The following is a 24,707-nucleotide window of genomic DNA, read 5'->3' as shown; positions in this document are numbered from 1 at the left end:
ATCCTAGTTCATATAGGCTAGACAGATATGGCTAGGATTTAAAAAGTTTACAGAGGACGGTCTATAATGTCAGATAGAAAAAACATGAAACTTTTCGCACTCAATTCTAACCAAGAGATTGCACAGAAAATTGCTCAAGCTGTTGGTGTCCCACTTGGAAAACTATCATCACGTCAATTTTCAGATGGAGAAATCCAAGTAAATATCGAAGAAAGTGTCCGTGGTTATGATGTTTACATCATCCAATCAACAAGTTTCCCTGTTAACAACCACCTAATGGAATTGTTGATCATGGTTGATGCTTGTGTTCGTGCAAGTGCCCACAGTATCAACGTTGTTCTTCCATATTTTGGCTATGCACGTCAAGACCGCATTGCTTCACCACGTGAGCCACTTACAGCGAAACTAGTTGCCAATATGCTAGTTAAGGCTGGTGTCGATCGTATCCTTACGCTTGATTTGCATGCCGTTCAAGTTCAAGGATTCTTTGATATTCCTGTTGACAACCTCTTCACAGTTCCCTTATTTGCAAAACATTATTGCGATAAGGGCTTACTTGGCTCAGATGTTGTTGTTGTTAGCCCTAAAAATTCAGGGGTAAAACGTGCTCGTAGCTTGGCTGAATATCTTGATGCTCCTATCGCCATTATAGACTACCCTCAAGACGATGCAACTCGTAACGAAGGTTATATTATCGGTGATGTTGAAGGTAAGAAAGCTATCTTGATTGACGATATTTTAAATACAGGACGTACCTTCTCTGAAGCTGCCAAAATCGTTGAACGTGAAGGGGCTACAGAAATTTATGCTGTTTCTAGTCATGGTCTCTTCGTTGAAGGTGCTGCTGAACTTCTTGATAATACTAAGATTAAAGAAATTCTTGTGACCGATTCAGTAGCAACAAAAGAAAAAACTCCTAAAAACGTATGCTACATCACTGCTAGTGAGTTAATTGGTGATGCCATCGTCCGTATCCACGAAAGAAAACCAGTCAGCCCACTCTTTGCCTACAATAAAAAGAAATAAGGTGATTCTTTGATTTATTTGGACAATGCTGCAACAACTCCCATGTCAGCAGTTGCTATTTCAGCGATGACCAAGGTGATGCAAGAAACCCACGGAAACCCTTCTAGTATTCATGGTCATGGTCGTCAAGCTGGTAAACTCTTGCGAGAAGCCCGTCAGGAACTAGCTCAGTTACTGGGGACAAAACCTCAACATATCTTTTTCACTTCTGGTGGGACAGAAGGCAACAATACTGCCATCATTGGCTACTGCCTTCGTCACCAAGAACAAGGAAAACATATCATCACAACTGCCATTGAGCACCATGCTGTCCTTGAAACGATTGATTACTTGGTTCAACACTTTGGTTTTGAAGCAACCATTATCCAACCAGAAAATCAAGAAATCACAGCCCAACAGATTCAAAAAGCTTTACGTGATGATACAATTTTGGTTTCTACCATGTTTGCCAATAATGAGACGGGAAACCTACTGCCCATTGCTGAAATTGGCCGAATAATCAAACAACACCCTGCTGCCTATCATGTCGATGCAGTTCAGGTTATTGGTAAAATCCCTATACACCCAGAAGAATTGGGCATTGATTTTCTCACTGCTTCTGCCCATAAATTCCATGGCCCTAAGGGAATCGGCTTTCTCTACGCATCAAGCATGGACTTTGATTCCTATCTTCATGGCGGAGACCAAGAACAGAAAAAACGTGCAGGAACTGAAAATTTAGCTGCCATCGTAGGCATGGTTGCAGCCCTAAAAGAAGACCTTGAAAAACAAGAAGAACATTTTCAACATGTACAAAATCTAGAAACTGCCTTTCTGACAGAGCTAGAGGAAGTTCAGTATTACCTGAATAGAGGCGATCACCATCTCCCTTATGTTCTCAATATTGGATTTCCTGGACAGAAAAATGACCTCTTACTCCTTCGTCTAGATTTGGCTGGAATTTCAATCTCTACTGGTTCAGCCTGCACTGCAGGCATTGTACAATCCAGCCATGTTCTTGAAGCCATGTACGGGGCAAATTCAGAACGCTTGAAGGAAGCCGTTCGTATCAGTTTGTCGCCAGAAAATACTGTTGAAGACCTACATACCCTCGCAAAAACCTTAAAAGAAATTATCGGAGGTTAGCCATATGGCATTTGAAAAAACCATTCAGTTAAAAAATTGTCGCTACGACTACACTCTTAGCCCTTCTGTTAAAAAATTCACCCTTAAGGACAACACCTTTTTTGAGACTAAGGTTGGTAACTATGAATTGACTCGCCTTTTGGAAAAAGTTCCGAACAGCGGTGAGGGATTCCAGCTCAAAATCATCATTAACAAGGAACTTACAGGTGCTAAAATCAATATCACTGACAAGTTTGGGCTACGTCTAGTTGATATTTTCAAATCAGAAGACCACCACATTCATCAGGAAAAATTCTATTTCCTCATGGATAGCTTGGTAGAACGTGGTGTCTTTACAAAATCAGAAAGATAGGTTCCATATGTTTGAACTGACCTATAAGGATAGCTATCATGTAGAGCGTACACTCAAGTATGAGGATTATGAAGCTCTCATGCTGGCTCTGTCAGGATGTGTGACTCTGCCAGATACACTTTATGTGACTTCTTTGACCTTTAAAGGGCAGGAAGTTTACCAAGGACTGGTCGGAGACCTCTACCGTTTTCTATCACATGCAGATTTTTTACATCAAAACTAAGATTTTTCTTAGTTTTTTCTTGTTTTTGTTGATTTTTTCACAATGTTTCTATAAAATAGAAGAATAGAAAGGTTGTGATTTTGTGAAAGATAAACAGTCTGCTATTCCAAAAGCTACAGCAAAAAGACTCTCTCTCTACTATCGAATTTTTAAGAGATTTCATGCAGAAAAGATTGAACGTGCCAACTCTAAGCAAATTGCAGAGGCTATCGGTATTGATTCCGCGACCGTACGTCGTGATTTTTCCTATTTTGGTGAACTAGGTCGTCGTGGTTTTGGCTATGATGTCAAAAAACTGATGACATTTTTTGCCGATTTGCTCAATGATAACTCCATCACCAATGTCATGCTGGTAGGTATTGGAAATATGGGCCATGCCCTTCTCCACTATCGCTTCCACGAGCGCAACAAGATGAAGATTATCATGGCCTTTGACCTAGATGACCATCCCGAAGTCGGTACCCAAACTCCTGATGGAATTCCCATTTACGGGATTTCTCAAATCAAGGATAAAATCAAGGATGCTGATGTCAAGACTGCTATCCTGACCGTTCCCAGCGTTAAGTCACAAGAGGTTGCTAATCTCTTGGTGGATGCTGGCGTGAAAGGAATTCTCAGTTTTTCACCAGTCCATCTACATTTACCAAAAGACGTGGTCGTTCAGTATGTCGATTTGACAAGTGAACTCCAAACCCTCCTCTATTTCATGCGAAAAGAGGATTAGAAAGCGAAAATCATTTTATGAAAAAACCAGTTATTGGGATTACAGGAAACGAAAAAACTCATCCAGATGATGACATCATGATGAGCTACGTAGCAAAAGGCTTTGTTGAAGGCGTTAAAGACGCTGGAGGGATTCCCATCATCCTACCGATTGGTGATCAAGAAATGGCTAGCCACTATATCAGTATGATTGACAAGCTCATCTTGACAGGTGGGCAAAATGTCGATCCAAAATTCTATGATGAAGCCAAAACCATTGATAGCGATGACTACCATCTTCAAAGAGATATCTTTGAACTGGCCCTCATCAAGGAAGCTATTAAACAGAAAAAGCCAATTTTTTCTGTCTGTCGTGGAACTCAACTCTTTAACGTTGCCATGGGTGGAACTTTGTACCAAGATATCGAAGACCATTGGCAGGATTGTTCCCCCGAATACACAACTCAACGCTTGGTGACAGAGCCTGATACAGTTCTTCGAGAAATCTATGGAGAAATTTCCCATATCAACTCCTTCCACCACCAGAGTATCAAGGATTTAGCCCCCAACTTAAAAGTTGTGGCTCATGATCCTAAAGATGGTATCATTGAAGCTGTTACGAGTACGGATGACATTGCCTTTCTCGGTGTCCAATGGCATCCAGAGTTTCTATTTGAAAATCGTCCCAAAGATAAAAACCTCTTTGACTATATCGTTAATGAACTTTAGATTAAATCTGTCTTTTCACGATAGCTAAAATAACTGGATTGAGAGACAATCAAATGGTCCAAGAGGACAATTCCCATCAGGTCACAGGCTTCTTTAACAAGTTTAGTGACATGATCATCATTTCGACTAGGTGCTACCGCTCCTGAAGGATGATTGTGAACTAAGATGAGAGAGGTCGCCATATGCTTGATAGCATAGTGAAGAATCTCCCGTGGTTCAGCGATACTACGAGTAGCTGAGCCGATAAAAATGGTCTGTTGATGGATAATTTGATTTTGAGTATTGAGATAGAGCGCCACCAGGTGCTCTTGTTTTTTATGTCCTAACTCCTGCTGCATCTTCTTGGCCAACTTTTGACTGCTGAGAATACTTTCCATCTCAAGAGTCTCGTGTTTGTGAATACGATGCCCAAGTTCAATCATGGCTTGCAATTCTATGGCCTTAACACGACCGATACCAGACAGACTCTGCAATTCCTGCAGGGTCATTTTTTTCAAATCCGTTAGGCTTGAAAGGTTGTTCAAAACTTTCTGGGCAATTTCAAAAACGCTGGCTTGACGTGTTCCTGTCCTAAGTAAAATAGCTAGCAATTCTTGGTTACTGAGCGCTTCTACTCCTTCCTTGGCCAGTCTTTCTCTTGGTAATAGTGAATCTTCTTGAAATGAAATACTATACATAAAAATCCTCCTCACTTTATTATTCGTGAGAAGGATGGAAAATTAGATTTTTTTCTCAATTGGAGCCACACTAGCTAAAAGTTTTTTCAAACCTACTTCTGGGAAATTGATTTTTAATTCCTGCGTAGCACCGCTACCTGAAACTTCCAGAACAGTTCCCTCTCCCCATTTTTTGTGGAGGGCAATGTCACCAATGGACCAATTTGTCTTGCTAGACGCTGATTTTGTTCCAGCTGTAAATTGACCAAATGGGAGACCGCTTGACTGGATAGATTTTGGGGCAGCACTGCGTTTGCGGTCTTGAAGAGCTTGAGCCAAACTCATACCTTGACCGAAGGCAAGACCACCACTGCTATAAGATGCCTTAAAGCTTGTATTTGCTGGACGCGCCAATCCTTGATACTCAAGTAAGTCTGAACTGATTTCGTTAATAAAACGAGTTGGACGGTTGTAGTTGGTACGACCAAAAAGCAGACGTGAATTGGCATTGGTCAGATAGAGAATTTTCTCTGCACGCGTGATACCTACATAGGCTAGACGGCGCTCTTCTTCCAATTCATCTGGATCTTCAGACGCACGGCTAAGTGGAAAGACATTTTCTTCCATCCCAATCAAAAAGACAACTGGAAACTCGAGACCTTTGGCAGCGTGTAGTGTCATCAGGGTCACTTCTGATGTCTCCTGACTACCTGAATCTGTATCGGCAATCAAAGCCAAGTCATTCAAGAAACGACTCAGTTTGTCCAGACCAGTTTCCTCTTCTGGACCATCAGAGGTGTCATCAAAGTTCTTCGTAACAGAAAGAAACTCTTCGATATTTTCAACCCTAGCCTTGCTTTCTAGAGTCGCTTGGGCGTTAAGAATATCGACATAACCTGTTTTTTCTAGAACAGCCTCAACCAACTCTGTAATATTTAATTGATCTAGCTGCTCTCGTAAATCTAGAATCATGTTGGCGAAATCCCAGATAGACTGGGCTGCCTTACCCTTGATACCAGATAACATGATATTGGCTGAAGCATCTAGCATGGACATGTCTTGCATATTCGCAAATTCACGGATTTTCTCAACTGTACCTGGCCCAATTCCACGTTTAGGCTCGTTGATAATACGCTCAAAACTGATATTGTCACTCAAATTGGCAATGAGGTTGAGGTAAGCGATAATATCGCGGATTTCCTTACGGCTGTAGAACTTGGTTCCGCCAACCATGGTATAAGGGATATTTGACTTGAGCAAGGCTTCCTCAATAGTACGGGACTGCGCATTAGTACGATAAAGAACTGCAAAATCCTTGTGAAGGAAGTTTTGACTCCGACCAAGTTCATCGATAGTTCTGGCTACAAATACAGCCTCATCTAGTTCATCATTTGCACGATAGTAAACGATTTGCTCCCCATCAGCATTTTGAGTCCAGAGATTCTTAGGACGGCGATTTTTATTGTTTTTAATGACCTCGTTGGCCGCTTGCAAAATGGTTTTAGTTGAACGGTAATTCTCCTCCAACAAAACAACCTTGGCTTGGGGGTAATCCTTTTCAAAGTCCAAGATATTCTGCATATCAGCACCACGCCAACCGTAGATAGACTGGTCCGCATCCCCAACCACACAGATGTTTTTAAAGCGCGATGCCAAGAGTTTGACCAATTGGTACTGGGCATGGTTGGTATCTTGGTACTCATCAACGTGGATGTATTGAAACTTCTGCTGGTAGTAGGTCAAAACATCAGGATTTTGATCAAAGAGACGTAAGGTCAGCATAATCAAATCATCAAAGTCAACTGACTCTGACTGACGAAGCTCTTTTTGATAAGCCGTGTAACACTGGGACACGATTTGCGTATACATATCGCCAGCTTGAGCTGCATAAGCCACATCATCAATCAAATCATTCTTAGCATTGGAAATGGTTCCTAAGATGCTTCGTTCATTCCATTTTTTAGGATCCAAGTTCAACTGCTTGAGAATACGTTTCATGAGCGTTCGTTGTTCACCAGGATCAACAATTGTAAAATTACGATTGTAGCCAATATGATCCGCATCGCGACGCAAAATACGCACACACATGGAGTGGAAGGTCGAAATCAGACAGTCCTGAGTGGCTGGATTGAGGCTATAAGCACGCTCTTTCATCTCACGCGCAGCCTTGTTGGTAAAGGTAATGGCCAAGATATTCCAAGGATTGACCATCTTTTCATCAATCAAATAAGCAATACGGTGGGTCAAAACTCGGGTCTTTCCAGAACCAGCCCCTGCCATAATCAACAAGGGACCTTCTGTCGTTTGCACCGCCTCAGCCTGACGGTCATTCATTCCATTTAATAATGCGTTCATCTTCTCTTCCTTACTCTTGAAGTCAATATTTCTATTATATCAGAATTCAGGGAAAATATCTTTACCTAGACTGATTGCGTCTAGAAGGCAACTTCTTATATCTAGATAAAAAATGAGCTTGGATAGTATTTCCAAACTCATTTAAAGTCAATTGCAATATACTAGAACAAGCCTAATACTGTTCCATCACTTTCAACATCCATGTTGAGGGCTGCTGGTCGTTTTGGAAGTCCAGGCATGGTCATGACATCACCAGTTAGGGCAACGATGAAGCCTGCACCTAATTTTGGTACCAATTCACGAATGGTAATTTCAAAGTTTTCAGGTGCTCCAAGTGCATTTGGATTGTCTGAGAAGCTATACTGGGTCTTAGCCATACAGATTGGCAATTTGTCCCAACCGTTTTGAACGATTTGAGCGATTTGTGTTTGAGCTTTCTTCTCAAAGTTCACTTTACTACCACGGTAGATTTCAGTAACAATCTTTTCAATCTTTTCTTGAACAGAAAGGTCATTGTCATACAAACGTTTGTAATTAGCTGGGCTTTCAGTAATTGTCTTAACTACCGTTTCAGCAAGAGCTACTCCACCTTCGGCACCATCAGCCCAGACACTAGCCAATTCAACTGGTACATCGATTGAGGCACAAAGTTCTTTCAAGGCTGCAATTTCAGCTTCTGTATCAGATACAAATTCGTTAATCGCAACAACTGCAGGAATACCGAACTTACGGATATTTTCAACGTGGCGTTTCAAGTTAGCAAAACCGGCACGAACCGCCTCCACATTTTCCTCTGTCAAAGCGTCTTTAGCCACACCACCATTCATCTTAAGGGCACGAAGGGTTGCGACAATAACTACTGCATCTGGAGATGTTGGCAAGTTTGGCGTCTTAATATCAAGGAATTTCTCGGCACCAAGGTCTGCACCAAAACCAGCTTCAGTAACTGTGTAATCAGCCAAGTGAAGGGCTGTTGTAGTTGCTAAGACAGAGTTACATCCGTGAGCAATATTGGCAAATGGACCACCGTGCACAAAAGCAGGCGTTCCATAAATTGTCTGAACCAAGTTTGGCTTAATAGCATCCTTCAAAATCAATGCTAAGGCACCTTCAACCTGCAAATCACCTACAGAAACAGGTGTACGGTCATAGCGATAACCGATAACGATATTAGCCAAACGGCGTTTCAAGTCCTCGATATCCGTTGCCAAGCAAAGAATCGCCATGATTTCGGAAGCGACGGTAATATCAAAGCCATCCTCACGAGGAATACCATTTAAAGGGCCACCAAGTCCAACGGTCACATGGCGAAGAGCACGATCATTCAAGTCCACAACACGTTTCCAAAGGATACGACGTTGGTCAATTCCCAGCTCATTTCCTTGATGCAAGTGGTTGTCAATCAAGGCAGAAAGCGCATTGTTGGCAGTTGTAATGGCATGCATGTCTCCAGTAAAGTGGAGGTTGATGTCTTCCATTGGAAGAACTTGGGCGTAACCACCACCAGCTGCACCACCCTTAATCCCCATGACTGGACCAAGAGACGGTTCGCGGATAGCAATCATGGTTTTCTTGCCAATCTTATTCAAGGCATCCGCCAGACCAATGGTAATAGTTGATTTTCCTTCACCTGCTGGAGTTGGGTTGATCGCGGTAACCAAGATCAATTTTCCAACTGGATTGCTCTCAACTGCACGAATTTTATCAAAGCTGAGCTTAGCCTTGTACTTTCCGTACAACTCCAAATCATCGTAAGAAATACCAAGTTTCTCTACAACATCAACGATTGGCTTCAACTCAATACTCTGTGCGATTTCAATATCTGTTTTCATTCAAAACTCCTCTAACCTCTTATATGATAATTCATTATAACACAAAACAAGATTTTTAACATCCTAAAACTCTCTAAACGTTCGTAAATATCCCTATTTTTAAGGTTTTTAGAGTTCTTTCTTAAATTTTATATGGCTTTATAGTTTGAAACTATAGTAAATCTTCGTTTTTACCAAAAATTTATCACTTTCATTTTACTTACCGTTTATTTTTGTGTACAATAGTGCTATGAAAATTTTAGTTACATCGGGCGGTACCAGTGAAGCTATCGACAGCGTCCGCTCCATCACTAACCATTCTACAGGTCGCTTGGGGAAAATCATCACAGAGACCTTGCTTGCTGCTGGGCATGAAGTTTGTTTGATTACGACAAAGCGGGCTCTGAAGCCAGAAGCTCATCCCAACTTATGCATTCGAGAAATTAATAATACCAAGGACCTTCTACTAGAAATGCAAGAACGTGTCAAGGACTATCAAGTCTTGATTCACTCAATGGCGGTATCCGACTACACTCCTGTTTATATGACAGGGCTGGAGGAAGTTCAGGCTAGCTCTAATCTAGAAGAATTTTTAAGCAAGCAGAATCATCAGGCTAAGATTTCTTCAACTGATGAGGTTCAGGTTTTATTCCTGAAAAAAACACCCAAAATCATCTCTCTAGTCAAGAAATGGAATCCTGCTATTCATCTGATTGGTTTCAAACTGCTGGTTGATGTCTCTGAGGATTATCTCATCGAGATTGCCAGAAAAAGTCTTATCAAGAACCAAGCTGACTTAATCATTGCGAATGACCTGACTCAAATCTCACCAAACCAGCATCGTGCAATCTTTGTTGAAAAAGATCAGCTTCAAACAGTCCAGACTAAAGAAGAAATTGCAGAACTCCTCCTTGAAAAAATTCAAGCCTATCATTCATAGAAAGGAAAGCTATGGCAAACATTCTCTTGGCTGTAACGGGCTCAATCGCCTCTTACAAGTCGGCAGATTTAGTCAGTTCTCTAAAAAAACAAGGTCATCAAGTCACTGTCTTAATGACCCAGGCTGCTACAGAGTTTATCCAACCTTTGACACTACAGGTACTCTCACGGAATTCCGTCCACTTGGATGCCATGAAGGAACCCTATCCTGATCAAGTCAATCATATCGAACTTGGAAAAAAAGCAGATTTATTCATCGTAGCCCCTGCAACTGCTAACACTATTGCAAAACTAGCCCTTGGCTTTGCGGACAATATGGTGACCTGTACAGCTCTAGCCCTGCCAAGTCATATTCCCAAACTAATAGCTCCTGCTATGAATACAAAAATGTATGACCATCCAGCAACTCAGGCTAATCTGAAAACATTAGAAGCCTACGGCTATCAGCTGATTGCTCCTAAGGAATCCCTACTAGCTTGTGGAGACCACGGACGAGGAGCTTTAGCCGACCTCACAATTATTTTAGAAAGAATAAAGGAAACTCTCGATGAAAAAACGCTCTAATATTGCACCCATTGCTATCTTTTTTGCAACCATGCTCGTGATACACTTTCTGAGCTCACTTATCTTTAACCTTTTTCCATTTCCAATCAAACCGACTATCGTTCATATTCCTGTCATTATTGCCAGCATTATCTACGGTCCACGAGTTGGGGTTACACTTGGATTTTTGATGGGGCTGCTTAGCTTAACGGTTAACACGATTACAATTCTACCGACAAGTTACCTCTTCTCCCCATTTGTACCAAACGGAAACATCTACTCAGCTATCATTGCCATCGTCCCACGTATTTTGATTGGTTTGACTCCGTATCTAGTTTATAAACTGATGAAAAATAAAACTGGTCTGATTCTAGCTGGTGCCCTTGGTTCACTTACCAACACAGTCTTTGTACTTGGTGGAATTTTCTACCTTTTTGGAAATGTCTTTGATGGTAATATCCAAAAACTCCTAGCAACTGTTATCTCAACAAACTCCATTGCCGAATTAGTCATTTCTGCGGTTCTAACCCTAGCTATTGTCCCAAGGCTACAAACATTGAAGAAATAAAAACAATCTCCGCTTTCATGCTTGAAGGTGGAGATTTTGCTCTGTATAGTTTGGATTTTTAGTGAAATGTTTACGAGTTTTTAACTTAAAATGACTTATATACCTAAGTAAATCCTTGCTTTATTGTCTTGTTTATTGTACTATACTAGTGTATATACAGATAAAAAGGAGATTCTTATGAATACACGGAAAAAGACACAATTTATGACAATGACAGCCCTCTTAACGGCTATTGCGATTTTGATTCCCATTGTCATGCCTTTTAAGATCGTCATTCCACCTGCTTCTTACACTTTGGGGAGCCACATCGCTATTTTTATTGCCATGTTCTTATCGCCCTTGATGGCAGTTTTTGTCATCCTAGCCTCTAGTTTTGGATTTTTGATGGCTGGCTATCCTATGGTTATCGTTTTTCGAGCCTTTTCACATATCTTTTTTGGTACTTTAGGAGCTCTGTACCTACAGAAATTTCCCGATACCCTAGATAAAGCAAAATCTTCTTGGATTTTCAACTTTGTTTTAGCTGTCGTTCATGCCCTTGCTGAAGTATTAGCCTGTGTCCTTTTTTACGCAACTTCCGGTACCAATGTAGAAAATATGTTTTATGTTCTATTTGTGCTAGTTGGCTTGGGCACAATTATCCATAGTATGGTAGACTATACATTAGCACTAGCTGTCTATAAAGTGCTTCGAAAACGCCGGTAAAAGGAAGAACTATGACAAAAGATCGCAAACAAGCCCTGCTCCAACTCTTGAAAGAAGCTCCTAAAGCCCTCAATGGCCAAAGTTTAGCTGAACATTTTCATGTTACACGCCAGGTCATTGTACAGGACATTGCAATTTTAAGAGCCGATGGCGCTCCTATCCTATCCACCAATCGTGGCTACATCTATAAGCAAATTGAAACCAATCCTTATGTTCACAAACTTTTCAAAGTGAAACATGAAGTTGAAGAAATCGGTCAAGAACTCCTTGCTATCGTTGATAATGGTGGACGTGTTCAAAATACCTTGATTGACCATCCCGTCTATGGAGAAATTGAAACCTTGCTGAAACTGTCTTGTCGCAGAGATGTGCAACATTTTCTAGAACAAGTCGAGCATTCTGATTTTAAACCTTTATCTGAATTGACAGATGGCATCCATTATCACCTAGTCGAAGCCGAAACACAACAAGACCTCCACTACATTGAGGAGGCCTTGGATAAACTTGGTTATTTGGTAAAGGATTAGAAAATTTTCTTTTCCCAATCGTCTTCTGTACGATGACGGTAGAAAAACTCTGACTTGTCAGGAGCTTCCATCATTTCCATCAAGGGTAGCATATCATAGGCCAGATCCAAGTTTGGAATCTGGTCTTTTTGAACCCAAGAAACTTCTCCTTCATCTGAAGATTGAAGAGTTCCAGTAAACTCTGTCACCTTATAACAAATGACAATATAGCGCCCACCTGTATCTAGTGGCCAATTTTTAATGCCGACAAGTTGAGGATTTTGGATAGTTAATCCTGTTTCTTCATAGATTTCACGAATGACAGACTCTGCGAAAGACTCGCCATTTTCTACATGGCCTCCTGGAAAGGCATAACCAGACCAGCGATTGGTTTCAGGAGCGCGGTACTGCATCACTACTCGCTGAGTTGCTAGGTCTTCTATTAGACAAATGTTTGTTAAGATTGTTAATTGAGAACGGGACATAAATTTACTCGCTTTCTAATTTATTAAATTTTCAGACTTGGGACCAGTACCATTAGCTTCTACTTTTTAAAATTATTTAAAATGGAATACCATCCGTTTTTCCTTTATAGGCTTTCCGAGTTCAAGCATCTTTTCTTGTCCATCAAAAGTAAAACCCATTTTTTGATAGAAAGAAATGGCTCGCTTATTATCTTTCAATACCCATAAGAAAATTTCAGAAAAATGATTAAGAGCAGTCACAGCTGCTCTAACTAACTTTTGTGCGATACCTTTTCCATAATAGTCTTTTAAAACATATAAAGCAATAATTTCACCAGCTTGAATAGTCTCATCACGAAAGTTTCCATAACTGATAAAACCAACTACCTTCTTACCATCTATCGCAATCAATGTATTTTCTGGATACTTTTGACTAAAGAATCGACATCTTTCTAATGTCATTGTCTCCTGAAATTCTGCAGGCAAAAGGTCATCATAAGCCTCTCTCCACGTTTGCCAGTGAACAAGGGATTTCCATTCTATCTCTTCAGGAGTTTCCATTGATTTGATAATAACCGTCATTTATTTTCTCCTCCTTAATCCAACAGTCTGACTTCCTTTGCTACTTTTTGTAGAAATTTTTCTCTTGTTGAACTTGTATTCACTTCACGTCCTAACTCTCCTAAGATTGAAACCCTCTTTGTTTTTATGCCACAATGATTCAATACCGCATTCTTTAATACTGATATCCCATAACTGTCTGGAATGTTAACTGGACCTGAAAATACTTTGTACCACCAAGTTGGTGCCATAGATGTTGCATAGATACTAGCTGTTTTTCCTTTTAGTAACTTTTTAAACTGTTTACCTCTCAAGTAGTTCAAAATAAAGCTTCCTCGATTATTTGCAGAGTATGCAATGCCTGGCGTAAAAACACGATCAATCCACCCCTTCAATAGACTAGGCATACTACTCCACCAAATAGGATAAACAAAAATGAAATGATCTGCCCACTGGATTAATTCCTGAGAGCGTAGTATAAACGGATTTTCCTCCATCCTTTGTCGATAACCATAACGTAAAACAGGATCAAACTCTTCTTCATTAAGATTAATCATTTCAAGTTCATGGTTCTTTGAATCTATGTTTTCTACAATCGTTTGAAAAATTGCTTGGCAGTAACTTTCTTTATCAGGATGTCCATTGATAACTAAAATATTCATAAAATTCCCCTAATCCAACGCCTTGACTTCCAGCATCATATCACGAATCTGAGCTGCGAGTTCAAAGTCAAGCACTTCGACGGCTTCTTGCATTTGTTTTTCTAGTTTCTTGACGAGGTCTTTGCGTTCTTGTTTGTTGAGGCTATTGATGTCGACTTCCTTATCCTCTTCCTTAGCAACTGCCTTGGTCACGGCAATCAGGTCACGGATTTCTTTCTTAATGGTTTGTGGAACAATACCATGTTCTTCATTATAGGCCATCTGGATTTTACGACGGCGGGCCGTTTCATCGATGGCACGTTGCATAGACTGAGTCATCGTGTCAGCATACATGATGACATGCCCTTCGCTATTACGGGCAGCACGTCCAATGGTCTGGATAAGTCCACGTTCATTACGAAGGAAACCTTCCTTGTCAGCATCGAGAATCGCTACGAGGCTCACTTCAGGAACGTCAATCCCTTCACGAAGGAGGTTGATTCCAACCAAGACATCAAAGACACCCAAGCGTAGGTCACGAATTATCTCCGTCCTCTCCAAGGTCTTGATATCCGAGTGCATGTACTTGACCTTGATGCCCATTTCCTTGAAGTAGTCGGTCAAGTCTTCTGCCATTTTCTTGGTCAAGGTGGTGATAAAGGTTCGCTCGTTCTTTTCAACACGGGCATTAATTTCACCTAAGAGGTCATCAATTTGTCCCATAGTCGGACGGACTTCCACCTCAGGATCCAAAAGCCCTGTCGGACGAATGATTTGCTCAATCACTGTCTCTGTTTGTTCATTTTCATAGTCACCAGGTGTCGCTGAAACGTAAACAATCTGGTGCACATGGCTTTCAAACTCCTCACGACGGAGAGGACGATTGTCCAGAGCTGACGGCAAACGGAAACCATAATTAACCAGCATTTCCTTACGCGAGCGGTCACCATTGTACATGCCCTTAATCTGCCCCATAGTCATGTGACTCTCATCAATCATAATTAAGAAATCATCTGGGAAGAAATCCAAGAGGGTATAAGGAGGCTCTCCTTCGCTCCGTCCATCCATGTGGCGAGAATAATTCTCAACCCCATTGGTATAGCCCATCTCGCGTAGCATCTCAATATCATACTCTGTCCGCTGTTTCAAACGCTGGGCTTCTAGCAGTTTGCCTTCCTTCTCAAAGACAGCTAACTGCTCTTCCAACTCAGTCTGAATTTTAGCAATGGCCACTTCCATGTGGTCGTCATTGGTCACAAAGTGAGTAGCTGGGAAAATCGCTAAATGATCCACTTCTCCCAACACCTGACCTGTCAGAGCCTCCACTTCGCGGATACGGTCAATCTCATCTCCAAAGAACTCTACTCGAAAGGCATGCTCATCACGGGAAGCTGGGAAAATCTCCACCACATCTCCACGCACACGAAATCTTCCGCGTTGGAAATCAATATCATTACGTTCAAACTGGATATCAACCAAGTCATTCAAGAGTTTATCACGAGAAATTTCAAGACCTGGACGGAGACTAACGACACTATCAGCGTATTCCTTGGGCGAACCCAGACCATAGATACAAGAGACAGAGGCAACGACAATAACATCATTACGCTCCAGAAGGGCCGAAGTCGCTGAGTGACGAAGTTTATCAATCTCATCATTGACAGAGCTATCTTTTTCAATATAGGTATCACTAGAAGGGACATAGGCCTCAGGTTGGTAATAATCATAGTAAGACACAAAGTACTCAACTGCATTTTCAGGGAAAAATTCCTTAAACTCCCCATAGAGCTGTCCTGCTAGAGTTTTATTGTGGGCGATGACCAGAGTTGGTTTATTGACTTTGGAAATGACCTGACTCATGGTATAGGTCTTCCCTGTACCCGTCGCCCCCATCAGAATCTGAGCTTTTTCTCCCCCCTCGATATTATCAACCAACTGTTCGATAGCTTGGGGTTGGTCTCCTGATGGTTGATATTTTGATACTAGTTTAAATTGATTGTCAGTAATGCGGTTAATCATAAGAATCCTCTCTCGATGTGCTATTCCTATTTTAGCATACTTGTAACATTTTCACGAAGAAAAGGACGGACCTAAGTCACATCCTTTCATTTTCTTTCTTTAATTTATAGCCAAGATAGACAATCAGCAGTAGCAAGACTAGACTTGTCATGACAGAACCTTCTATGCCAAAAGAGCCACCTGATAGCCAGCTCTGATCGCCTTGTGGTAAAAAGGTCATTAGCGATGTTCCTGACGGCTGACCGCTAACCAAAATCCCAAATAAATTTCCCTGAGCAAAATTCCAAGCCCCATGAATACCTGCTACACCCCAAACTGTATCTGTTTTGAGGAGGTAAAGTGACATGGCAACTCCGAATAAAAAGAGATTCACTAGAGATAGAGGTGTGAGACCAGAATTTCCCACATGAAGCAGGGTAAAGAATAGGCTAGATATAACAACAGCTAGTTTTAGATTGGTTCTTGAAGCCAATTGAGGAAGGAGCCAAGCACGGGCCACCACTTCTTCTGTTGTCCCCTGTAAAATCCAAAATGGAATGGTAAAAATGACAAAGGCAAGCGAATAAGGATTCAAATGAATGGACTCAAAACGATATTGCCCTAATGCTACTAAACCTAACAAGGTCAGAAGAAAAAGTGCCAGACCTAGCCCAAATCCTTTCAGAAGATTGCTGAGGAAATTCTCTCTATAAAATCCCAAAGTTCGAATAGGTCTTTTCTCAACTTTTTTAGTCCATCTGAACACAGTGTTGAGAATAAAACCAAAGGCCAGCAATTCTAAAATTAAATGAAAGTCACTTGTTTTATCCATCAAGCCCTGCTGCAAGGTCTGCAAGTAAGTTGCAAAAGCTTGACCAGCCTCTCCAAAATTTCTAGCAAGTCCAATGAGAGCTAACAAACTAATACCATATAAAGTATAAGCCACAAACTCTCCTATAAAGACAAAAACAAAGGCTAACAAGGGGCTTGTGTAGAGGTTTAACCGCATTTGAGAATCTTGGAAGTCTTTAAAAATTCTTTTGTTCTTCATATCTCCGTCCTCTTTTCTTCTATTATATACTATTATTATAGCACTTTGTGATAGCAGTTCAAGAAAGAAATAAAGGGCTTTTATGTTATATCTTCTAACATAAAAGCTCCTAGATTTGCATTTTTTAGTTTTTTCTGATATAATGGGAAAATATTCGGAAAAGGAGACTAAAAATGAAGAAAAAATTTCTAGCATTTTTGCTAATTTTATTCCCAATTTTCTCATTAGGTATTGCAAAGGCAGAAACTATTAAGATTGTGTCTGATACCGCCTATGCACCTTTTGAGTTTAAAGATTCAGATCAAACTTATAAAGGAATTGATGTAGACATTATCAACAAAGTCGCTGAGATTAAAGGATGGAATATTCAGTTGTCCTATCCTGGATTTGATGCAGCGGTAAATGCGGTTCAAGCTGGTCAAGCTGACGCTATCATGGCAGGGATGACAAAGACTAAAGAACGTGAAAAAGTCTTCACCATGTCTGATACTTACTATGATACAAAAGTTGTCATTGCAACTACAAAGGCACACAAGATTAGCAAGTACGACCAATTAACTGGCAAAACCGTTGGTGTTAAAAACGGAACTGCTGCTCAACGTTTTCTTGAAACAATCAAAGATAAATACGGTTTTACTATTAAAACATTTGACACTAGTGATTTGATGAACAACAGCTTGAGTGCTGGTGCCATCGATGCCATGATGGATGACAAACCTGTTATCGAGTATGCCATTAACCAAGGCCAAGACCTCCATATTGAAATGGATGGTGAAGCTGTAGGAAGTTTTGCTTTCGGTGTTAAAAAAGGAAGCAAATACGAGCACCTAGTCACTGAATTTAACCAAGCCTTGGCTGAAATGAAAAAAGATGGTAGTCTTGATAAAATCATCAAGAAATGGACTGCTTCATCATCTTCAGCAGTGCCAACTACAACGACTGCAGCTGGTCTAAAAGCAACTCCTGTTAAAGCCAAATACATCATTGCAAGTGATTCTTCTTTTGCACCTTTTGTTTTCCAAAATTCAAGCAACCAATTTACTGGTATTGATATGGAATTGATTAAGGCAATCGCTAAAGATCAAGGTTTTGAAATTGAAATTACCAATCCAGGTTTCGATGCAGCTATCAGTGCTGTCCAAGCTGGTCAAGCAGATGGTATCATTGCTGGTATGTCTGTTACAGATGCTCGTAAGGCAACTTTTGACTTCTCAGAATCCTACTACACTGCTAATACTATCCTTGGTGTCAAAGAATCAAGCACCATTGCTTCTTATGAAGATTTAAAAGGAAAGACAGTTGGTGTTAAAAACGGAACTGCCTCTCAAACCTTCCTAACAGAAAATCAAAGCAAATACGGTTACAAAATCAAAACTTTTGCTGATGGTTCTTCAATGTATGACAGTTTAAACACTGGTGCCATTGATGCCGTTATGGATGATGAACCTGTTCTCAAATATTCTATCAGCCAAGGACAAAAATTGAAAACACCAATCGCTGGAACTCCAATCGGTGAAACAGCCTTTGCCGTTAAAAAAGGAGCAAATCCAGAATTGATTCAAATGTTCAACAACGGACTTGCAAACCTTAAAGCAAACGGAGAATTCCAAAAGATTCTTGATAAATACCTAGCTAGTGAGTCTTCAACTGCTTCAACAAGCACTGTTGATGAGACAACTATCTGGGGCTTGCTTCAAAACAACTACAAACAACTCCTTAGCGGGCTTGGTATCACTCTTGCTCTAGCTCTTATCTCATTTGCTATTGCCATTGTTATCGGAATTATCTTTGGTATGTTTAGCGTTAGCCCATACAAATCTCTTCGTGTGATTTCTGAGATTTTCGTTGACGTTATCCGTGGTATTCCATTGATGATTCTTGCAGCCTTCATCTTCTGGGGAATTCCAAACTTCATCGAGTCTATCACAGGACAACAAAGTCCAATTAACGATTTCGTAGCTGGTACTATTGCCCTATCGCTCAATGCAGCGGCTTATATCGCTGAAATCGTTCGTGGTGGTATTCAGGCCGTTCCAGTTGGCCAAATGGAAGCCAGCCGAAGCTTGGGGATCTCTTATGGAAAAACCATGCGTAAGATTATCTTGCCACAAGCAACTAAATTGATGTTGCCAAACTTTGTTAACCAATTCGTTATCGCTCTTAAAGATACAACTATCGTATCTGCTATCGGTTTGGTGGAACTCTTCCAAACTGGTAAGATTATCATTGCCCGTAACTACCAAAGTTTCAAGATGTATGCAATCCTTGCTATCTTCTATCTTGTAATTATCACACTTTTGACTAGACTAGCGAAACGCTTAGAAAAGAGGATTCGTTAATGGCAAAATTAAAAATTGATGTAAATGATTTACACAAGCACTATGGAAAAAATGAGGTTTTAAAAGGAATCACGACTAAGTTCTATGAAGGAGATGTCGTTTGTATCATTGGTCCTTCAGGTTCTGGTAAGTCAACTTTCCTCCGTAGCCTTAATCTTTTAGAAGAAGTTACGAGTGGTCACATCACTGTGAACGGTTATGACTTAACTGAAAAAACAACCAACGTTGACCACGTCCGTGAAAATATCGGAATGGTTTTCCAACACTTCAACCTCTTCCCACATATGTCTGTTTTGGACAACATTACTTTTGCTCCAATTGAGCACAAGTTGATGACTAAGGAAGAAGCTGAGAAATTGGGAATGGAGTTGCTTGAGAAGGTTGGGCTAGCAGATAAAGCTAATGCTAATCCAGATAGCCTATCAGGTGGTCAAAAACAACGTGTGGCTATCGCTCGTGGACTAGCAATGAATCCAGACATCATGCTCTTTGATGAACCAACTTCTGCCCTTGACCCTGAGATGGTCGGAGACGTACTAAACGTTATGAAAGAATTGGCTGAGCAAGGTATGACCATGATTATCGTAACCCATGAGATGGGATTTGCTCGTCAGGTTGCCAACCGAGTTATCTTTACTGCGGATGGTGAATTCCTTGAAGACGGAACACCTGATCAAATCTTTGATAACCCACAGCACCCACGTCTGAAAGAGTTCTTGGACAAGGTCTTAAACGTCTAAAGTCAAACTGTAAGGATTTCCTTGCAGTTTTTTTCTATCTCGTATTGGATTTTTTGATTTTTCGGAAAATTATGTTAGAATTAAGTTTATGAAATGAGGTTTCCTCATACCTAGCAAGACTAGGAATAAAAATAGAAATTAGGTAGCTAGATGTCATCTAAGGTTATTGTTACAATTTTCGGTGCGAGTGGAGACCTGGCTAAACGCAAGCTCTACCCTTCCCTTTTTAGACTATATAAATCCGGCAATCTTTCCGAGCACTTTGCTGTCATTGGAACTGCCCGTCGTCCTTGGAGCAAGGAATATTTTGAATCTGTTGTAGTCGAATCCATCCTTGATTTGGCAGATAGTACCGAACAGGCTCAGGAGTTCGCTAGCCACTTCTACTATCAAAGTCATGATGTCAATGATACGGAACACTACATTGCTTTGCGTCAATTGCAGGCTGAACTAAATGACAAGTACCAAGCTGAACACAACAAGCTCTTCTTCTTGTCAATGGCGCCTCAGTTCTTTGGAACTATTGCCAAACACCTCAAATCTGAAAACATTGTGGATGGTAAAGGTTTTGAACGTTTAATCGTTGAGAAGCCGTTTGGTACAGATTACGCAACTGCAAGCAAGTTAAATGACGAGCTCCTAGCAACATTTGACGAAGAACAAATTTTCCGTATCGACCATTATCTTGGTAAGGAAATGATTCAAAGCATCTTTGCAGTTCGCTTTGCAAACTTGATTTTTGAAAACGTTTGGAACAAAGATTTTATCGACAATGTTCAAATTACCTTTGCAGAGCGCTTGGGTGTAGAAGAACGTGGTGGCTACTATGACAAATCTGGTGCCCTCCGTGACATGGTACAGAACCACACTCTACAACTGCTCTCTCTCCTTGCCATGGACAAGCCAGCCAGCTTCACAAAAGACGAGATTCGTGCTGAGAAGATTAAGGTCTTTAAAAACCTCTATCATCCAACAGATGAAGAGCTTAAAGAACACTTTATCCGTGGTCAATACCGTTCAGGTAAGATTGATGGCATGAAATACATCTCTTATCGTAGCGAGCCAAATGTGAATCCAGAATCAACAACTGAAACCTTTGCATCTGGTGCTTTCTTTGTAGACAGCGATCGATTCCGCGGCGTTCCTTTCTTTTTCCGTACAGGTAAACGTCTGACTGAAAAAGGAACTCATGTCAACATCGTCTTTAAACAAATGGACTCTATCTTTGGAGAACCACTTGCTCCAAACATTTTGACCATCTATATTCAACCAACAGAAGGCTTCTCTCTTAGCCTAAATGGGAAGCAAGTAGGAGAAGAGTTCAACTTGGCTCCTAACTCACTTGATTACCGTACAGACGCGACCGCAACTGGTGCTTCTCCAGAACCATACGAGAAATTGATTTATGATGTATTAAATAACAACTCAACTAACTTTAGCCACTGGGATGAAGTTGGTGCGTCATGGAAATTGATTGACCGTATCGAAGAGCTCTGGGCTGAAAATGGTGCCCCACTTCATGACTATAAAGCTGGAAGCATGGGACCACAAGCCAGCTTTGACTTACTTGAAAAATTCGATGCCAAATGGACTTGGCAACCAGATATCGCCTATCGTCAAGATGGTCGTTTAGAATAAAAAATTTCCTGCAAGTTTGTAGCTTGCAGGATTTTTGCTTCTGATTAGATTAAGCCTTCCAAGAGACTCTTCATAAAGTTTTCTGAGTTAAACTCTCCAATATCATCGATTTTTTCACCAAAACCAATCAATTTTACAGGAATATTGAGTTCTTCACGGATGGCTAAAACAACACCACCTCGAGCAGTTCCATCAATCTTAGTCAAGACAATTCCTGTTAAAGGGGTAATTTTTGAAAATTCTTTGGCCTGTACCAGGGCATTTTGACCCGTTGATGCATCAAGAGCCAAGAAGGTTTCATGTGGTGCTTCTGGTACAACACGTTTGATAATACGACCAATCTTTTCCAGCTCAGCCATGAGGTTGTCCTTGTTTTGCAGACGACCAGCGGTATCAATCATGAGAATATCAATACCTTCAGCTACAGCACGTTCCATACCATCAAAGACCACACTGGCTGGGTCAGCTTTTTCAGGTCCAGTCACAACTGGAACGTCAACACGACGGCCCCATTCAGCAAGCTGGGCTACTGCTCCTGCACGGAAGGTATCTGCCGCAACCAGCATGACCTTTTTACCAGCTTGTTTGTAGCGGTGAGCTAGTTTCCCGATAGAAGTTGTTTTCCCAACACCATTAACACCAACAAAGAGCATGACTGTCAAGCCATCTTGGAAGTGGATGCTTTCATCGTAGTTGCCATCCTTTTCATAAAGCTCAACCAATTTTTCAATAATAACTCGTCGAAGAGCATCAGGTTTCTTGGCGTTTTCAAGCTTGGCTTCGTAGCGTAACTCCTCTGTTAAGTTAGAAGCGACCTGTACACCAACGTCACTCATAATCAGCAGTTCTTCCAGTTCCTCGAAAAATTCTTCGTCAACAGAACGGAAGTTGGCAAAGAAGGCGTTCAAGCGAGCACCGAATCCTGTACGAGTTTTCTTAAGACTGCGGTCATATTTTTCCTGAACAGTTTCTTCTAACTGAGACCTTTCTGCTTCAAGAACTTCAATGCTGTTTTCTTCTTCATCTTCTATGAACTCAGGATTTTCTTCCTCAGTAATTTCTTCTTGATGAACCTCTACAGCTGGCTCTGAATCCAGACTTTCTTCAACTGTCTTTTGATTTTCCTCTTCTTGGAGCAGATCTTCTTCAGAACTTTCAACTTCTGCTACTTCTTGAGAAACTTCCTCAGCTTCTGTATCTTCAGACAAATCAAGATTTTCCAGAGCTTCTTTTACAACTTCTTCGATTTTAGGTTCTTCTTTTTTTCCGAATAGACGATCAAATAATCCCATATCTTAGTTCTCCTTTAGCACATATTCTTCGATAGCCCAGGCGACAGCTTCTTCATCATTGGTCATTGGCGTCACTACATTTGCGACTGCCTTGACTTCAGGAACAGCGTTTTGCATGGCAACACCGAGCCCTGCCCATTCAATCATAGAGAGGTCATTGGCCTCGTCGCCACAAGCCATAACTTGGCTTTGGTCGATTCCTAGATGGCTGATTAGTTTTGCCAAACCTGTTGCTTTATGAACATTCTTTGGTGACCACTCTAGCAACATTTCACGTGATTTAAAGATTTCATATTGGTCAAACAATTCTGGAGAAATCTTCTGAATAGCTGCATCCAAGGGTTCTTGAGCAAAGGCGGTCACGCATTTATTATAAGTCATTTGACTAGATAAGTCTGCAAAGTCCACTGGAACAAAAGTCAAAGCTGGATTGAATTTGGCATAAAGACTTTCTTGGTCTGATTGAATTTGATAAACAGTTCCTTCTGAGATGGCATCAAGAGGCAGTGATAATTTCTCTGTTTCTTCATACAAGCGTGCTACATCATCATATGAAAAGACTGTCTTATCAAGGATTTCACCTGTATTTTTCTGAACTAAACCACCATTAAAAGTAATCGTATACTCATCTTCCTGACCGTCAGTCCCTAGCTCATGGAGAAAGAAATCCATAGCTTTTAAGGGACGACCAGTTGTCAATACGACCTTGATACCACGATCACGCGCAGCTTTCAAGGTTGCCTTGGTGCGATCCGTCAACCTTTTATCAGTAGTCAGCAAGGTCCCGTCCAAGTCCAATGCAATCAATTTTATATCTGCCATTATAAGCCCTCCATATAAGCTATAACCGACTGGTCCTTATGGTGACCAATCACAGTCTTTGCTAATTCTAAAATTTCAGGTCGTGCATTTTCAGGAGCTACAGGATGTCCCACAACCTGCATCATATGCAAGTCATTAAGATTGTCTCCAAAACCCATAACCTGATCCATTGTGATACCAAGTTTTTTAGCTAATTCAACAATGGCCACTCCCTTATCGACATAGTCCAGAACAATATCAATGGATTCAAAGCCAGTTGTCATGGCCTTAACACCAGGGACATTTTCATTAACCCAAGCTTCCCCAGCTTCTAGCGTTTCTTCTGTGAAGTTGGTTGTAAATTTGAAAATGTCATCTGTGATATCTTCCAAACTCGCTACTTTTTGGATATTTTCATTATAGTGCTGGCTCTCTTTCAAATAGGTCTCATCAACCGTATCTAACACATAAGAACCCTTCTTACCCGTCAAGAGCAGTTTATTGATATCTACATAAGGTGATGTTTTCAGCTTTTCAAAAGTTGATAGATAAAACTCACGAGACATTGTCGCTTCATACAAGTCCTGACCTTGATATTCGACCAAACTGCCATTTTCCGCGATAAAAATAATGTCATCACGAACTTCAGCAAATAATTTTTCTAGAGATAGAAATCCGCGCCCTGAAGCTACTGCAAAGTAAATCCCTTTTTCCTTGTAGGAAACCAAGAGAGACTTGAGGCGGTCCATATCAAAGCGTCCATTACCATCTAGGAAGGTTCCGTCCATATCTGTTGCAATGAGTTTTATCATACAATTATCTCCTTTTTTGAATTAGGGGTGTGCAAAGGGCATTTAGGGTGTGCATCTTGTAACGATTTATGTATACCCCTTTATTTCTTCAATCTGTCTAATCTTATTTATTATACCATAAAACCAATAT

At 40.8% G+C, this 24,707-nt stretch carries 25 protein-coding genes; 14 read left to right on the top strand and 11 right to left on the bottom strand.

Annotated features, from left to right (window positions below; all coding sequences use genetic code 11):
• Window positions 1-66: 66 nt before the first annotated feature.
• From CBI42_RS03760 to CBI42_RS03735, 6 genes are all read left to right on the top strand, one after another.
• Window positions 67-1,026, top strand: a complete 960-nt coding sequence (locus CBI42_RS03760; RefSeq protein WP_004254210.1) for a ribose-phosphate diphosphokinase — start codon at window positions 67-69, stop codon at window positions 1,024-1,026.
• 9 nt (window positions 1,027-1,035) lie between these two features.
• The gene (locus tag CBI42_RS03755) at window positions 1,036-2,151 is read left to right on the top strand and encodes a cysteine desulfurase family protein (RefSeq protein WP_094753287.1); all 1,116 of its coding nucleotides are present in this window, start codon (window positions 1,036-1,038) and stop codon (window positions 2,149-2,151) included.
• Window positions 2,152-2,155: 4 nt separating this feature from the next.
• Window positions 2,156-2,503, top strand: a complete 348-nt coding sequence (locus CBI42_RS03750; RefSeq protein ID WP_000863540.1) for a DUF1831 domain-containing protein — start codon at window positions 2,156-2,158, stop codon at window positions 2,501-2,503.
• 7 nt (window positions 2,504-2,510) lie between these two features.
• The gene (locus CBI42_RS03745) at window positions 2,511-2,726 is read left to right on the top strand and encodes a DUF4649 family protein (RefSeq protein ID WP_000462491.1); all 216 of its coding nucleotides are present in this window, start codon (window positions 2,511-2,513) and stop codon (window positions 2,724-2,726) included.
• 82 nt (window positions 2,727-2,808) lie between these two features.
• A complete protein-coding gene (locus CBI42_RS03740; RefSeq protein ID WP_000653417.1) occupies window positions 2,809-3,450 on the top strand; it encodes a redox-sensing transcriptional repressor Rex in 642 nt (213 codons plus the stop codon).
• Between the two features lie 17 nt (window positions 3,451-3,467).
• A complete protein-coding gene (locus CBI42_RS03735) occupies window positions 3,468-4,157 on the top strand; it encodes a gamma-glutamyl-gamma-aminobutyrate hydrolase family protein (protein WP_094753286.1) in 690 nt (229 codons plus the stop codon).
• Here the strand turns inward: CBI42_RS03735 and radC are convergent.
• From radC to CBI42_RS03720, 3 genes are all read right to left on the bottom strand, one after another.
• Window positions 4,154-4,834 (bottom strand): RadC family protein, encoded by a 681-nt coding sequence (gene radC / locus CBI42_RS03730; protein ID WP_094753285.1) that lies wholly within the window; start codon window positions 4,832-4,834, stop codon window positions 4,154-4,156. The genes CBI42_RS03735 and radC overlap by 4 nt on opposite strands.
• 42 nt (window positions 4,835-4,876) lie before the next feature.
• A complete protein-coding gene (gene pcrA, locus CBI42_RS03725) occupies window positions 4,877-7,168 on the bottom strand; it encodes a DNA helicase PcrA (RefSeq protein WP_094753284.1) in 2,292 nt (763 codons plus the stop codon).
• Window positions 7,169-7,329: 161 nt separating this feature from the next.
• Window positions 7,330-9,000 carry a formate--tetrahydrofolate ligase gene (locus tag CBI42_RS03720; RefSeq protein ID WP_094753283.1) on the bottom strand — a complete coding sequence of 557 codons (1,671 nt, stop codon included), beginning with the start codon at window positions 8,998-9,000 and terminating at the stop codon, window positions 7,330-7,332.
• A gap of 229 nt (window positions 9,001-9,229) precedes the next feature.
• On the opposite strand from CBI42_RS03720, the gene coaB reads away from it, so the two are divergent.
• The 5 genes from coaB (at window position 9,230) to CBI42_RS03695 (ending at window position 12,261) form a co-directional block, all read left to right on the top strand.
• On the top strand, window positions 9,230-9,919 hold the full coding sequence (coaB, locus tag CBI42_RS03715; RefSeq protein WP_094753282.1) for a phosphopantothenate--cysteine ligase: 690 nt from the start codon (window positions 9,230-9,232) through the stop codon (window positions 9,917-9,919).
• A gap of 11 nt (window positions 9,920-9,930) precedes the next feature.
• On the top strand, window positions 9,931-10,482 hold the full coding sequence (gene coaC, locus CBI42_RS03710; protein ID WP_001284133.1) for a phosphopantothenoylcysteine decarboxylase: 552 nt from the start codon (window positions 9,931-9,933) through the stop codon (window positions 10,480-10,482).
• Window positions 10,466-11,029, top strand: a complete 564-nt coding sequence (locus tag CBI42_RS03705) for an ECF transporter S component (RefSeq protein ID WP_000747412.1) — start codon at window positions 10,466-10,468, stop codon at window positions 11,027-11,029. Before coaC ends, CBI42_RS03705 begins: the two co-directional genes overlap by 17 nt.
• A 177-nt stretch (window positions 11,030-11,206) precedes the next feature.
• Window positions 11,207-11,734, top strand: a complete 528-nt coding sequence (locus tag CBI42_RS03700; protein WP_094753281.1) for an ECF transporter S component — start codon at window positions 11,207-11,209, stop codon at window positions 11,732-11,734.
• An 11-nt stretch (window positions 11,735-11,745) separates the two neighbouring features.
• Window positions 11,746-12,261: a transcription repressor NadR gene (locus tag CBI42_RS03695; RefSeq protein ID WP_094753280.1), complete on the top strand. Its 516-nt coding sequence runs from the start codon at window positions 11,746-11,748 to the stop codon at window positions 12,259-12,261.
• Here CBI42_RS03695 and CBI42_RS03690 read toward each other — a convergent pair.
• From CBI42_RS03690 to CBI42_RS03670, 5 genes are all read right to left on the bottom strand, one after another.
• The gene (locus tag CBI42_RS03690; RefSeq protein ID WP_094753279.1) at window positions 12,258-12,725 is read right to left on the bottom strand and encodes an 8-oxo-dGTP diphosphatase; all 468 of its coding nucleotides are present in this window, start codon (window positions 12,723-12,725) and stop codon (window positions 12,258-12,260) included. The two genes, CBI42_RS03695 and CBI42_RS03690, sit on opposite strands and share 4 nt — an antisense overlap.
• Before the next feature lie 72 nt (window positions 12,726-12,797).
• Entirely contained in the window at window positions 12,798-13,286 is a 489-nt protein-coding gene (locus tag CBI42_RS03685) for a GNAT family N-acetyltransferase (protein WP_094753278.1), read from the bottom strand.
• Window positions 13,287-13,300: 14 nt separating this feature from the next.
• The gene (locus CBI42_RS03680; protein ID WP_094753277.1) at window positions 13,301-13,927 is read right to left on the bottom strand and encodes an NAD(P)H-dependent oxidoreductase; all 627 of its coding nucleotides are present in this window, start codon (window positions 13,925-13,927) and stop codon (window positions 13,301-13,303) included.
• Window positions 13,928-13,936: 9 nt separating this feature from the next.
• Window positions 13,937-15,925, bottom strand: coding sequence for an excinuclease ABC subunit UvrB (gene uvrB / locus CBI42_RS03675; RefSeq protein ID WP_094753276.1), 1,989 nt, complete (start codon window positions 15,923-15,925; stop codon window positions 13,937-13,939).
• A gap of 76 nt (window positions 15,926-16,001) precedes the next feature.
• Entirely contained in the window at window positions 16,002-16,955 is a 954-nt protein-coding gene (locus CBI42_RS03670; protein WP_094753275.1) for a CPBP family intramembrane glutamic endopeptidase, read from the bottom strand.
• 173 nt (window positions 16,956-17,128) lie between these two features.
• Between CBI42_RS03670 and CBI42_RS03665 the strand changes: the two genes are divergently transcribed.
• The 3 genes from CBI42_RS03665 (at window position 17,129) to zwf (ending at window position 21,672) form a co-directional block, all read left to right on the top strand.
• Entirely contained in the window at window positions 17,129-19,294 is a 2,166-nt protein-coding gene (locus tag CBI42_RS03665) for an ABC transporter substrate-binding protein/permease (protein ID WP_094753274.1), read from the top strand.
• On the top strand, window positions 19,294-20,034 hold the full coding sequence (locus CBI42_RS03660) for an amino acid ABC transporter ATP-binding protein (protein WP_001096316.1): 741 nt from the start codon (window positions 19,294-19,296) through the stop codon (window positions 20,032-20,034). The genes CBI42_RS03665 and CBI42_RS03660 overlap by 1 nt, the downstream gene beginning before the upstream one ends.
• Window positions 20,035-20,184: 150 nt before the next feature.
• Window positions 20,185-21,672 carry a glucose-6-phosphate dehydrogenase gene (gene zwf / locus CBI42_RS03655; protein ID WP_094753273.1) on the top strand — a complete coding sequence of 496 codons (1,488 nt, stop codon included), beginning with the start codon at window positions 20,185-20,187 and terminating at the stop codon, window positions 21,670-21,672.
• Between the two features lie 44 nt (window positions 21,673-21,716).
• Here the strand turns inward: zwf and ftsY are convergent, their stop codons facing one another.
• From ftsY to CBI42_RS03640, 3 genes are read right to left on the bottom strand one after another with little or no spacing between them, the layout of a single operon-like run.
• Complete coding sequence (ftsY, locus tag CBI42_RS03650) at window positions 21,717-22,964, bottom strand: signal recognition particle-docking protein FtsY (protein ID WP_094753272.1); 1,248 nt, start codon at window positions 22,962-22,964, stop codon at window positions 21,717-21,719.
• A 3-nt stretch (window positions 22,965-22,967) separates the two neighbouring features.
• Window positions 22,968-23,786, bottom strand: coding sequence for a Cof-type HAD-IIB family hydrolase (locus CBI42_RS03645; RefSeq protein WP_033681724.1), 819 nt, complete (start codon window positions 23,784-23,786; stop codon window positions 22,968-22,970).
• Entirely contained in the window at window positions 23,786-24,577 is a 792-nt protein-coding gene (locus tag CBI42_RS03640; RefSeq protein ID WP_094753271.1) for a Cof-type HAD-IIB family hydrolase, read from the bottom strand. Before CBI42_RS03640 ends, CBI42_RS03645 begins: the two co-directional genes overlap by 1 nt.
• Window positions 24,578-24,707: the final 130 nt, after the last annotated feature.

The organism is Streptococcus sp. KR (genome assembly GCF_002238115.1).
GTDB lineage: Bacteria > Bacillota > Bacilli > Lactobacillales > Streptococcaceae > Streptococcus.
The sequence above is the reverse complement of the archived record's forward strand: the minus strand, read 5'-3'. Positions and strand labels throughout refer to the sequence as shown.